Annotated in this window: 9 protein-coding genes; 6 read left to right on the top strand and 3 right to left on the bottom strand. The window is 57.0% G+C overall.

Annotation, left to right across the window (positions count from 1 at the left end; translation table 11 throughout):
* Positions 1–217 precede the first annotated feature (217 nt).
* Together ACR0CZ_RS11525 and ACR0CZ_RS11520 are read left to right on the top strand one after the other, a co-directional pair.
* The gene (locus ACR0CZ_RS11525) at positions 218–3,835 is read left to right on the top strand and encodes a vitamin B12-dependent ribonucleotide reductase (protein WP_170392986.1); all 3,618 of its coding nucleotides are present in this window, start codon (positions 218–220) and stop codon (positions 3,833–3,835) included.
* A 543-nt stretch (positions 3,836–4,378) separates the two neighbouring features.
* The gene (locus tag ACR0CZ_RS11520; RefSeq protein WP_170392987.1) at positions 4,379–4,624 is read left to right on the top strand and encodes a CREC-EF hand family protein; all 246 of its coding nucleotides are present in this window, start codon (positions 4,379–4,381) and stop codon (positions 4,622–4,624) included.
* Positions 4,625–4,678: 54 nt separating this feature from the next.
* On the opposite strand, the gene ACR0CZ_RS11515 is transcribed toward ACR0CZ_RS11520, so the two are convergent.
* The gene (locus ACR0CZ_RS11515) at positions 4,679–6,223 is read right to left on the bottom strand and encodes a trimethylamine methyltransferase family protein (protein ID WP_170392988.1); all 1,545 of its coding nucleotides are present in this window, start codon (positions 6,221–6,223) and stop codon (positions 4,679–4,681) included.
* A 413-nt stretch (positions 6,224–6,636) separates the two neighbouring features.
* On the opposite strand from ACR0CZ_RS11515, the gene ACR0CZ_RS11510 reads away from it, so the two are divergent.
* On the top strand, positions 6,637–7,155 hold the full coding sequence (locus ACR0CZ_RS11510) for an outer membrane beta-barrel protein (protein WP_170392989.1): 519 nt from the start codon (positions 6,637–6,639) through the stop codon (positions 7,153–7,155).
* Positions 7,156–7,172: 17 nt separating this feature from the next.
* Here the strand turns inward: ACR0CZ_RS11510 and ACR0CZ_RS11505 are convergent, their stop codons facing one another.
* Both ACR0CZ_RS11505 and ACR0CZ_RS11500 read right to left on the bottom strand, forming a co-directional pair.
* A complete protein-coding gene (locus ACR0CZ_RS11505) occupies positions 7,173–8,348 on the bottom strand; it encodes a pyridoxal phosphate-dependent aminotransferase (protein ID WP_170421790.1) in 1,176 nt (391 codons plus the stop codon).
* A 57-nt stretch (positions 8,349–8,405) separates the two neighbouring features.
* Entirely contained in the window at positions 8,406–8,750 is a 345-nt protein-coding gene (locus ACR0CZ_RS11500) for an MmcQ/YjbR family DNA-binding protein (protein WP_170392991.1), read from the bottom strand.
* 218 nt (positions 8,751–8,968) lie between these two features.
* Here ACR0CZ_RS11500 and cysS point away from each other — a divergent pair, with 218 nt between their 5' ends.
* The 3 genes from cysS (at position 8,969) to ACR0CZ_RS11485 (ending at position 13,056) form a co-directional block, all read left to right on the top strand.
* The gene (gene cysS, locus ACR0CZ_RS11495; RefSeq protein WP_170392992.1) at positions 8,969–10,573 is read left to right on the top strand and encodes a cysteine--tRNA ligase; all 1,605 of its coding nucleotides are present in this window, start codon (positions 8,969–8,971) and stop codon (positions 10,571–10,573) included.
* A gap of 70 nt (positions 10,574–10,643) precedes the next feature.
* On the top strand, positions 10,644–12,278 hold the full coding sequence (gene cimA, locus ACR0CZ_RS11490) for a citramalate synthase (protein ID WP_170392993.1): 1,635 nt from the start codon (positions 10,644–10,646) through the stop codon (positions 12,276–12,278).
* Between the two features lies 1 nt (position 12,279).
* Positions 12,280–13,056, top strand: a complete 777-nt coding sequence (locus tag ACR0CZ_RS11485; RefSeq protein WP_170392994.1) for a squalene/phytoene synthase family protein — start codon at positions 12,280–12,282, stop codon at positions 13,054–13,056.
* Position 13,057 lies beyond the last annotated feature (1 nt).

Here is a 13,057-nt window from a genome sequence, read left to right as displayed (position 1 = left end):
GCCACTAAATCTGGTAGGCAATGACCGGAAAAGGCATCGGGCGAGGGACGGAAAGCATACCACTAAGACGTAGACCGTATTCGCGGTTCTGCGCTGTTCTAGGCAGCGTCCGGTCCCTTGCGTCTCAAATTCGTCGGTAGTGCGGGCGGCACCCCGCAGCATCAAGATTTAGTGCCGGGACTTGAAATTTGGACAGATCGAAGCTGGGGCAGCGGACATGAAGATTGAGAGAAAATTCACCAAACCGGGACAGGATGCATATGCCGATCTGGATTTTGTGTCCGCAACATCCGAGATTCGCAATCCGGATGGCACAATCGTGTTCCGTCTGGACGAGATCGAAGTGCCTGCAAAATGGAGCCAGGTGGCTAGCGATGTCATCGCACAGAAGTACTTCCGCAAGGCCGGTGTTCCCTCCAAGCTGAAGAAGGTTAAGGAAAAGAACGTTCCCGAATTCCTGTGGCGATCGGTTCCTGCGGAAGATGCTGAATTTGATGGCGAAACCTCATCGAAACAGGTTTTTGATCGACTGGCCGGCGCGTGGGCTTATTGGGGATGGAAGGGCGGCTATTTCTCGACTGAAGAGGACGCGAGCGCCTATTTTGACGAGATGCGCTATATGCTGGCGACCCAGCGTGCAGCTCCGAACTCGCCGCAGTGGTTCAACACCGGTCTGCACTGGGCATATGGGATCGATGGCCCGGCGCAGGGGCACCACTATGTTGACTACAAAACCGGCAAGCTAACCAAATCGAAATCCGCTTATGAGCATCCGCAACCGCATGCGTGCTTCATCCAGTCGGTCGACGATGATCTGGTCAACGAAGGCGGCATCATGGACTTGTGGGTGCGTGAGGCGCGCCTGTTTAAGTATGGCTCGGGCACCGGAACCAACTTCAGCCATCTGCGTGCAGAGGGTGAAGCGCTTTCGGGTGGCGGCAAGTCTTCGGGCCTCATGGGATTTCTCAAGATCGGCGACCGCGCCGCTGGCGCGATCAAATCAGGCGGTACAACCCGTCGAGCAGCAAAGATGGTAATCGTCGATGCAGATCACCCGGACATCGAGCAATTCATCGAATGGAAAGTGATCGAAGAGCAGAAGGTGGCCTCGATCGTTGCCGGATCGAAGATGCACGAGAAGATGCTGAACGGCATTTTCGAGGCCATCCGGTCTTGGGACGGCTCTGCCGATGATGCCTATAATCCAAACGCAAACGACGCCCTGAAAAATGCGGTTCGCGAAGCGAAAAAGGTCGCGATCCCAGAAACTTACATCAAGCGCGTTCTGGACTACGCCAAGCAGGGCCACGATAGCATTGAATTCCCGACCTACGATACGGACTGGGATTCGGAGGCTTATAGCTCGGTCTCGGGCCAAAACTCGAACAACTCGATCCGGGTGACCAATGCGTTCCTGACCGCAGTTGAAAAAGACGCGGATTGGGAACTGATCAACCGCACCGACGGCAAGGTTGCTCGTACAGTCAAAGCTCGTGATTTGTGGGAAAAGGTCGGCCACGCCGCATGGGCCTGTGCCGATCCTGGCATCCAGTTCCATGATACTGTCAACGAATGGCACACTTGCCCCGAAGACGGTGAAATCCGCGGTTCGAACCCGTGTTCGGAATACATGTTCCTCGATGACACTGCCTGTAACCTGGCGTCGATGAACTTGCTGACCTTTTTCAAGGACGGTGAGTTCCAGGCGGCGGACTATATGCACGCCTCGCGGCTTTGGACGCTGACGCTGGAAATCTCGGTGACCATGGCGCAGTTCCCGTCTAAGGAAATTGCGAAGCTCTCTTACGATTTCCGTACGCTGGGTCTGGGTTATGCCAACATTGGCGGTCTGCTGATGAACATGGGCTATAGCTATGACTCGGATGAGGGGCGTTCGATCTGTGGCGCGCTGACCGCGATCATGACCGGTGTGGCTTATGCGACCTCGGCAGAGATTGCAGGCGAGCTTGGCCCGTTCAAAGGATATGAGCGCAACGCAGACCATATGCTGCGCGTCATCCGCAACCACCGTCGTGCGTCGCAAGGAGTGACCGATGGTTATGAAAAACTGGCTGTTAAGCCGGTGCCTCTGGATCACGACAATTGCCCGGATAAGCGTTTGATCGATCTGGCCATGTCAGCTTGGGATGAAGCGCTGAGCCTCGGCGAAAAGAACGGTTATCGCAACGCGCAGGCCACAGTTATCGCACCAACCGGCACCATCGGTCTGGTGATGGATTGCGACACGACCGGGATCGAACCGGACTTTGCTCTGGTCAAGTTCAAGAAGTTGGCCGGCGGTGGTTACTTCAAGATCATCAACCGCTCGGTGCCTTCGGCGCTGGAAAAGCTGGGCTATTCCTCGGCTCAGATCGAAGAGATCGTGGGTTATGCGGTTGGTCATGGCACCATCGGCAACGCGCCGGGGATCAACCACACCTCGCTGACCGGTCATGGTTTTGGCCCGAACGAGTTGGCAAAAGTAGATGCCGCACTGGAAAGCGCGTTCGACATCCGGTTCGTCTTCAACCAGTGGACGCTGGGTGAAGACTTCTGCACCGGCGTTCTGGGCATCCCGGCGACCAAGCTGAATGACCCGACTTTCGATTTGCTGCGCCATCTGGGCTTTACCAAGGCGGATATCGACGCGGCCAACGACCATGTTTGCGGAACCATGACGCTGGAAGGTGCGCCGCATCTGAAGGAAGAGCACTATTCGATCTTCGACTGCGCCAACCCGTGCGGCAAGAAAGGCAAGCGTTTCCTTGGGGTTGATAGCCACATTACCATGATGGCTGCAGCGCAAAGCTTTATCTCGGGCGCGATCTCAAAGACGATCAACATGCCCAATGACGCGACCATCGAGGACTGCCAGAAGGCATACGAACTCAGCTGGTCGCTGGGTGTGAAGGCGAACGCGCTGTACCGCGACGGCTCGAAACTGTCGCAGCCTCTGGCGGCGGCGCTGGTCGAAGATGACGATGAGGCAGCCGAAGTACTAGAAAGCGGTTCGACGCAAGAAAAAGCCGTCGTTCTGGCCGAGAAGGTGATCGAGAAGGTTGTGGTCAAGGAAATGATCCGCAGCCACCGCGAGAAACTGCCGCATCGCCGCAAGGGCTATACCCAAAAGGCGATCGTTGGCGGCCACAAGGTCTATCTGCGGACTGGCGAGTTCGAAGACGGCAAATTGGGCGAGATTTTCATCGACATGCATAAGGAAGGCGCTGGCTTCCGGGCGATGATGAACAACTTTGCCATCGCTGTGTCGGTTGGCCTGCAATACGGCGTGCCGCTGGAGGAGTTCGTCGACGCTTTCACCTTCACCAAGTTCGAACCGGCCGGGATGGTGCAGGGCAACGACTCGATCAAAAACGCGACGTCGATCCTTGATTACATCTTCCGCGAACTGGCTGTGTCCTATCTGGACCGCACCGATCTGGCGCATGTCAAACCCGAAGGCGCAACCTTCGACGATCTGGGTCGCGGCGAAGAGGATGGTCTGTCCAACGTATCGGAAATCAGTGAAAGCGCGGCAACCAAATCTCTGGAAGTGCTGAAACAAATCAGCTCGACTGGGTATCTGCGCAAGCGGCTACCGCAGGATCTGATGGTCTTCAATGGTGGTCAAGCCGACGTGTCCGGTATGGCCGAAACCGCAGCGACATTCGAAGCACCCGCTGAGACGGCGGTTGCGACCGGAATGGACGCCCGTACCAAAGCCAAGATGCAAGGGTACGAGGGCGATCCATGCGGCGAATGCGGAAACTACACGCTGGTGCGCAACGGCACCTGCATGAAATGCAACACCTGCGGCGCGACTAGCGGGTGTAGCTGAGTTTAGCGCCCCGGCAACCCGGGGTGCAGGGGTCGGATGCTGCCACAGTAACCGGCCCCGACGAATACGAAGCAAGGCGCTGAGACTTACCATCGATGCCTTGTTTCACTCGGCCGACATGCCCGTGTCGGCCGGGAACAGGGTGGGGCGGAATATTTGCTCCCTCCCACTCTCTCACGGGACGGGTGCGCTCGTCCCATGCGCTGTCCAGGCCGCAGGCAAAAAAACACCGGGCGGTCAACGAAATGAGCCTGGAAGGCGAAACTGACAGGGGGCTTCGGCCCCCTTTCTTTTTTCAACCCTGAGTCGTGGATTTGAGCAGGGCATTGCCGGATCATCCCGTTTGGATCGGGCAAGAGTTGCCGAAACCTGCGCGGGCGATTTCGCCCGGCAAGCCTCCGCAAATGCGACTCAGTCAAACACGCAGAGATTGGCTCGAATGCGGTCATATCAATCTGAGCGGGTGACACGCTTTCAAGATGGCCTTTTTTTGGCGCTTGTCCGGACGCAAACACTCAAGAAAACGCAATCAGGAGGCATAACATGAAACTGCAAATAATGGCCCTTATCTCAACCTTCGCACTTGGCCTGCCGACATTGGCCGTTGGCCAAAGCGCCGCCGATACCAACGGCGACGGCGTGCTGACGATCGATGAAGTTCAGGCCGTCGTGCCTGACGTTGATGCCGAAGGCTTTGCGCAGATGGACGCAAACGGCGACGGTGCACTGGATCAGGATGAGATCACCATTGCTGAACAAGCGGGCCTGCTGCCGCCGTCCAACGGCTGATCAAGCAGGAATGCTGGCGGCCCGGAATATCCGGGCCGCTTATTTTTCAGCGGCTTACGCGGGTAAGTAAATGTTGAACTTGCCGCGAATTTCCGCGTCCAAAAGCGGGTCGAATCTGGCCGGGGATGGCACGGCGAGGATCTCTTCCTTCCGCTTCACTGCCTTTTTGATCAGATCTGGTTTGCCAAGCTCAACCCATTCCTTCGGAGATGATCGGTCACCAAAGGTAGGATAGACGTAATCTGCCTGCATACGGCCTAGCGTCGCATCGGTGCCAAGATAATGCCCAGGACCACCCATGCAGACTTCGGCCATCTGATCCAGTGCCAGCGTCTCGTCCGTTACCTCGATTCCGCGCACACAGCGCTGTGCCTGTCCGATCAGGTCATCGCTCAGGATCAGGCTCTCGTGGCAGAACCCCAGCAACGAGGCATGCATGCCTGCGGCTTCATACACCATGTTCAGGCCTGACAGCCCAGCCATGACGTTCGAACACATTTGTTCCCAACCGGCCTGCATGTCGGGCAATTTCGCGTCCGATGCACCAGCTGCGGCACCACCGGGCAGATCGTAGAACTGGTGCATTTGCGCGCAGCCAGCGGTTAGCAGAGCTTGTTCACCCGAGCCGATGGACATTGCACCCGTGCGCAGGTCCAGACCAAAAGGCCAAGTGCCAAAAATCGCGGGAGCACCGGGCTTTACGGCGTTTACATAAACCAAACCCGCCAGACATTCGGCGGTGGCTTGTGTGATCGCTCCGGCAACGGTCGAGGGTGCGGTAGCTCCTGCCATGCCCGCAGAAAGCAACAAAACCGGCATTCCGGCCTTGATGCATTCTTCCATCACCTCGCAGCTTTCGGTGGCGAATTTCATCGGGGGCACAACGAAGCAGTTGGAGTTGGACATGAAGGGCCGCTCGCGCCACTTGTCCTCTCCGCCCGCGATCATGTGCAGCATCTCGATGGCGGGGGCCACATGGCTGGGCTCCGTGAACGACGTACCGATATGTTTGAACGTGCCTGAGGTGGTGGCGTAGACCGTGTTCAGATCCATCTCAAGGTTGTCGGCGATATCTCGGCACACCATGGGGCGTTGAACAAAGTGAATGTTTTCAAGCTGTTCACAGATGCGAGTCGCGTCATGCAGGTCCTGCAGGGTCGAGTCGCGATATTCCTGCCCATGCACGTCGACCATGCTGACCGCTGCGCCTGCGGTGCCATAATGGACACGCGTTCCCGACAGCTCCAGATCCGATTTGCCGTCCCGGCTGTGCAGAGTGATCGAGCGATTGGCCTTGGCGATTGTGTCCTCGACCAATGCGCGCGGAAAGCGGATGCGGCCATCGTCGCCCAAGGTGCATCCCGCAGCCACGAGATAGTCGATCCCACTTTGTGGCGCATCAGCAAGGCCGATGGTTTCCAGTGCGGTCAGAGCGGCCTCGTGGATGCGTTCGATCTGTGCTTGGGTCAGAACCTTCAGGGTTCCGCCCTCCATACCAGGCCGAATCGGGCGAAGATGTTCCGGAAGAGCTGACGCACGGGCGGCACGACGCGCGGCGCGGCCACCGCTGCGGGATGAGTTTCGGGTTTGTTCGTTCATGTGTGTGTCCGGTCAATAAAGTACGTTGTGGGTGAGTGTACCTAGACCAGTGCTGGCCGTCCTCGTGCCGCACGACCGCGATCCGCACCAATGGTGCGGCTGACCAGTCGAATCTTCCAAACTTCGTTATGCATCAACTTCCTCAGTCTGATGCGCCCATTGTTTCAATGCACTTCTGGACAATCTGTTCTGTTTGCGACTTTGGACTAATTTTATTGGGTCGTCAGTCAAAATGAACTGGGCGCAAATCCTCGTGACTAAATGTTTTTTTCCAATTGCGGTAAGAATCTGTTAATCTGCACGTAGTTATTTGGATTTGTACCTTAGGTTTAAGTAAATACTGGGGTTGGCTGATCAGCAGATCGCTGCCTCGGGGATGCGCCCAAACCGGCAACGGATGTTTGGAGGTCTGCATGAAGTCATTACTGGCCGCACTCGCCACAGCACTGATAACAGGTGCAGGGCAGGTTGTGGCAGAAGACTGGACAGGGGCGTATGCTGGTTTCAGCTTTGGTTATGCAGATGTTGATGGGTCCGGAGGGGCAGGCGGAAGCGGGGGCAGTTTTGGCCCGCTGATCGGATACGACTATGATTTTGGAAATTTCGTGCTTGGCGGTGAGTTGGAATATAACCGCCTGAATCTTGATCTGGGACAATCCGAAGGAAGCCTTGATAGTATGTCGCGATTGAAGTTGCGCGGCGGCTACGATTTTGGATCAGCCCTTGGCTATGTCGTCCTTGGAACCGCGCGGGCCAGTACGTCGGGTGACAGTGATACGGCAGCCGTTTACGGGATCGGTGTTGCCTATCCGCTTGGCGATCGGTTTGTAATCAGTGGCGAAGCGCTGCGGCAGAACTTCGATGATATACCGGAGTCTGGTCGAAGCCTCGACGCAAATGTGTTCAACTTGCGCACCACATTCCGCTTCTGAAACTCGGTGGTCGATTGTCATCCCTCTGCCAATTGAGCGGCAAATTCGCATAGGGTCTGTAGCGATGTGACGAATTTCTCGTCATCGATTGTCATGGCCACGCGGATGTGACCTGCGGCGGCAGAACCAAAGCTTTCACCGGGCATCACAGCGATGGCATGCGTGTCCAGCAGCGCATTTGCGAACACATCACCGCTAAGACCCGTAGCCCGGATATCCAGCATCAGATACATCGCGCCTTGCGCCGGTATTAAGGTGACGACCTGCTGCGCAGCCAGCACTTCAATCGCCAGAGCGCGGCGGCGGCGAAACGGCGCGGCGATTTTGTCTTCGAGAGGTTGTCCCACGCTCAGCGCATAGTTGGCCGCATCCTGTATAAAGCCGGGCACACCATAGGTTGTGTGTGTTGCCAAGTTGATCAGGTGGTCGATGACGCTTTCCGGAGCAACGATCCACCCACAACGCGAGCCAGTCATGGCATGAGATTTCGACATTGAACCCACGACTAGAGTGCGCTCAGCCATGCCGGGTAGGGCGCGAGGTGACATGTGTTCACCCTCCCAAACCTGCGTATCGTAGACTTCATCGGAAATCAGCCATAGATCGCGGCGCTGACAAACCTCGGCGATGGCAGAAAGTGTTTCGGCGGAATAGACCACACCAGTTGGATTGTTTGGGGAGTTTATCAGCAGCGACACCGCCCCGCCTGCCGCGCCATCGATATCGGAAGCGCGAGGTTGGAACAAATCTTCGGCGCGTGTTTCTATGCGTTTGGCTTCCGCTCCAACGCCACGGATCGTGCCGGGGTAGGTGGCATAATACGGATCCAGGTAGAGCGCGATATCGCCCGGATCGCAAAGCGCGGTGTGTGCCGCAAACAATGCGGCCTGACCGCCAGGGGTGATGATAACGTTGTTGCGTGTGGTCGCTACACCTGTTCGCATTTGGACACGGGCGGCCACAGTATCACGCAGCAGATCAGTGCCCGGAACCATCGCGTATCCTGTGTGCCCGCTGCGGGCCGAACTTTCCATGGCCGACAATATTGACTGATCGGTCCGAATGTCATGCTCGCCGATCGTCAACTCGGTAACGGCATGGCCTTCGGCAATCATCCGACGCGCGCGGATGAACACCTCCCAGCCGTCTGATCCACCCTCGGTCAGATGCGTAATGCGATGCGATAGTTTCAAGGGATTCTCCCGACCGGCTATGACGCCGAATGGGGCAAAGCACAGCAATTTTGTCAATCAGCTTCGCGGCGGCAAACTCGCCTGTATCTTCTTGGTCAGCGATGCACGGATGATATCGTATGAGGTGATCAGGCGATGTTGCATCTCGTCGGCGTCAGTTTCCCACGGCAGGCGAACCCAGCTGCGGTGAAAATACGGGGCCTTGGTGCCAATCCCTGCGTCGATCAGCATCTGCGCGGTCTCAATGTCGGGAGTCTTGACCGATACACCATCCCCGACCGAGCCGACGCAGGCGAACATCTTGCCGCCAACTTTCCATGCGTCGTGGCCGCCACCCCAAGGGTCCGAAAGTTCGGCACCGGGCAGGTCTGCGCATACGGAATTGACGTAATCACGGGTCATGGTGGGCAGACTGCCTCTGTGGAGGTTGAAACTCAAGGCTTGGCTCAGCATCAATCCCGTGCTAGGCAAAGCGCATGAACCGGAAAACTTGCATCATTATCTGCTGCATTACCTGCTGATTTCTCAAGCGGGCCGGTTTCTTTCGTTTTCATCTCTGAGACAAGTTGCTAAGCCCGCGCCAACGCGTGACGTATATGCTGTTTCAGGAGCACGACCCGATGACGACGATCAAACTGCACAACACAAGGACACGGACGAAAGAGGATTTCGCGCCGATCGATCCCGATAATGTGCGGATGTATGTCTGTGGTCCGACGGTCTATGATCGGGCGCATCTGGGGAACGCACGGCCTGTGGTTGTGTTCGACGTGCTCTATCGTTTGTTGCGGCATGTATACGGTGCTGATCACGTGACCTATGTGCGCAATTTCACCGACGTGGATGACAAGATCAACGCCACCGCATTGTCGCGCAAGAAGGCTGGGGCTGACGGGTCTTTGGAACAGTTGGTGCAGGAACGTTCGGACGAAACCATCGGCTGGTATCTTCATGATATGGGTAAGCTTGGCACGCTGAAGCCATCCATCCTCGATGGCAGCCATGAAAAAGCAATGCCACGCGCCACAGAGTATATCGCGCAGATGATTGCGATGATCGAAGACCTGATGGCCAAGGGGCACGCTTATGCTGCCGAGGGTCACGTGTTGTTCGCGGTGGACAGCTGGAAGGAACACTATGGTGCGCTGTCGGGGCGGTCGGTTGATGACATGATCGCCGGGGCGCGGGTCGAGGTCGCGCCTTACAAGAAGAACCCGACGGATTTTGTGCTGTGGAAGCCGTCGACCGATGAGTTGCCCGGCTGGGACAGCCCATGGGGCCGGGGGCGTCCGGGGTGGCATATCGAATGCTCGGCCATGAGCTATGAATTGCTGGGCGAGAGCTTTGATATTCACGGTGGCGGCAACGATCTGATGTTCCCGCACCACGAGAACGAGATTGCCCAGAGCAAATGTGCCCACCCGCATGGCGAATTCGCGCGTGTCTGGATGCATAATGAGATGCTACAGGTCGAGGGCAAGAAAATGTCCAAATCGCTGGGCAATTTCTTCACCGTTCATGATCTGCTTGAGCAGGGTGTGCCGGGTGAAGTGATCCGGTTTGTGTTCTTGCAGACCCATTATCGCAAGCCGATGGACTGGACCGAGAAGAAGGCGCGCGAAGCCGAGGCAACGTTGCGCAAGTGGCGGGCGCTGACAGCGGGCATCGAGCCCGCCGCCACCGCAGCACCTGCGGTTATCGATGCGCTTTCGGACGATTTGAACACGGCAGGTGCCATCGCGGAACTGCATCGCCTGGCGGCGGACGGAGACGCCGCTGGTTTGTTGGCGAGTGGGCAGTTGCTAGGGCTGCTGACAAGTGATTTGAGTGTATGGATTAATGACCGCGATAAACTTCAAGTTGGAGATTTCTCGGAAGAAATCGAACTCTGGGAGGCTTTGCTAACCAACATAAAAAGTGAAGCGAAAGGTCTAATCAAAGCTGGGGAAAAAGAGGTCGCGGGAAACATTTTTGATCTGAGAACTGATCTGAGAGACAAAGTCTTGAGCGAAATAGGTTTCAAAGTGAAGGACACAAAAGACGGTTACGATTGGGAACTTCTTAACGTATTAACAGTCGTTTCAATTAGGACCCCCGACGGTGTCGTGACAGAAGAAGCATTCCAGCGGAGCAAGGACGATCTACTAGGCCAGACGATTAGGCAGTTGAAAGATGCGCGCGCGCTTGGAGAACGGAGTTTCAATGACCTGCTCGCGAAGACGTAAGTATTAACTCAAAGTTCTCGTTCACAGTTTGTGAACGGGTGCCTTCGAGCTTAGCCAAAGAGCCAAACAAATGACCAAAGAACGCCTCTACCTCTATGACACCACGCTGCGTGATGGGCAGCAGACTCAGGGTGTGCAGTTTTCGACTACCGAGAAGGTGCAGATTGCGCAGGCGTTGGATTCGCTGGGGATTGATTACATCGAAGGGGGTTGGCCCGGAGCGAACCCGACCGACAGTGCGTTTTTTGAGAGCGCGCCTGAGACGTCGGCCTGTATTACGGCGTTTGGAATGACCAAACGCTCGGGCAGGTCGGCTGAGAATGATGACGTTCTGGCTGCTGTTATGAACGCGGGAACACCAGCCGTTTGTCTCGTGGGGAAATCGCACGATTACCACGTGACCCACGCGCTTGGTATCACGCTGGAGGAAAACACCGAGAACGTTCGCGCCTCGGTCGCGCATATCGTGGCGCAGGGGCGGGAGGCTCTGTTTGATGCCGAGCATTTTTTTGATGGCTACAAGGACAACCCGGAATATGCGGTTGAAGTCTGCCGCGCTGCGCTCGATGCAGGGGCACGGTGGGTGGTTCTGTGTGACACCAATGGCGGAGCATTGCCGGCAGAGGTCGGGCGGATCGTATCCGAGGTGATTGCGGCCGGTCTGCCGGGGGATCGGCTGGGCATTCATACGCATAACGACACCGAGAACGCAGTGGCGTGCTCGCTGGCTGCAGTCGATGCGGGGGCGCGGCAAATTCAAGGTACGTTGAATGGGTTGGGAGAGCGCTGTGGCAATGCCAACCTGACCGCTTTGATCCCAACGCTGATGCTGAAAGAAACCTATGCCTCGTGCTATGACATCGGAGTGATGCCCGAGGCGCTGGCCGGGCTGACGCGCATCAGCCGGATGCTGGATGATATCCTGAACCGAGTGCCCAGCAAGCAGAGCGCCTATGTGGGCGCGTCGGCTTTTGCGCATAAGGCCGGGCTGCATGCCAGCGCGATCCTCAAGGACCCGACAACCTATGAGCATATCGATCCGGCAAGTGTTGGAAATGCGCGCATCATTCCGATGTCGAACCAGGCTGGGCAATCGAACCTGCGTAAACGTCTGACCGATGCGGGATTGGCCGTAGAAGCGGGCGATCCGGCGTTGGGACGTATCCTTGAGCGGATAAAACTGCGCGAGGCCGAGGGGTATTCCTACGACACCGCGCAGGCTAGTTTTGAGCTGCTGGCGCGGGATGAGTTGGGGCAATTGCCCGAATTCTTTGAGGTCAAGCGCTATAAGGTGACCGTTGAGCGCCGGAAAAACAAATACAACAAGATGGTCAGCCTGTCCGAAGCGGTTGTTGTTGTGAAAGTGGATGGCGAGAAGAAGCTGTCGGTAAGTGAGTCGCTGGATGAAAGCGGTAGCGATCGCGGTCCGGTGAACGCGCTTGCCAAAGCTCTGGCTAAGGATTTGGGGCAGTATTCGCAGATACTGTCGGATATGCGGCTGGTCGACTTCAAGGTGCGCATCACTCAGGGCGGGACCGAGGCGGTCACGCGCGTGATCATTGACAGCGAAGACGGGCAAGGGCGGCGCTGGTCTACGGTTGGGGTGAGTGCGAACATAATTGATGCCTCGTTCGAAGCGCTGCTGGATGCGATTCAGTGGAAACTGGTGAGCGATTGCGCCCCGCAGTCAGCGGCCGCCGAATAAGGTGGAGTTCGACGACGACATCAAGGCTTGTGCTGCGCTGGTTCATCGGGCCGATCCCGATCGCTTTATGGCTGCCATGGCCGCGCCAGTTGAGGCACGGGCAGTTTTGTTCCCGATTTATGCGCTGAACGTCGAGGTGGCCCGTGCCCCGTGGGTGACGCAAGAGAGCATGATCGCCGAGATGCGGCTGCAATGGTGGCGCGATGCCTTGCAAGAGATTGCCGAAGGTCCATCTGTTCGTCGGCACGAGGTTGTTACGCCATTGTCGCGCGTGATTTCTCCGCATCTGGCAGCGCTGCTGGATGAATATGTGGCCGTAAGGCGTTGGGATATCTATCTTGATCCGTTCGAGGATGAGGCGCATTTTGACGCCTATATTGCCCATAGCGCTGGGACATTAATGGTGGTGTCGGCGCAGGCTTTGGGTTCGGCGGATGAAACTGTTCTGCGTGATTTCGGATATGCAGCGGGGATCGCGAATTGGCTGCGCGCAATTCCCGAGCTTGAGGCACGTGGGCGCATTCCTTTGCTGGACGGAACCCATGACGGGGTTCGGGCGCTGGCGCAGAAGGCTTTGGACCGATTGGCGCAGGCGCGGTCCGCCCGCAACGAGGTCTCGGCACAAGCACGGCCTGCGCTCTATGCGGGGTGGCAGACGGAATGGGTGTTGCGGACTGCATTGGCCAGACCGGACCGGGTGGCCGCAGGTGCGTTGGCTCAGGGTGAAATCCGACGTCGGTTTACCCTGATGAAAACGGCAGCGACCGGGCGCTGGTAAC

Source organism: Ruegeria sp. H9 (assembly GCF_056532915.1).
The sequence above is the reverse complement of the archived record's forward strand: the minus strand, read 5'-3'. Positions and strand labels throughout refer to the sequence as shown.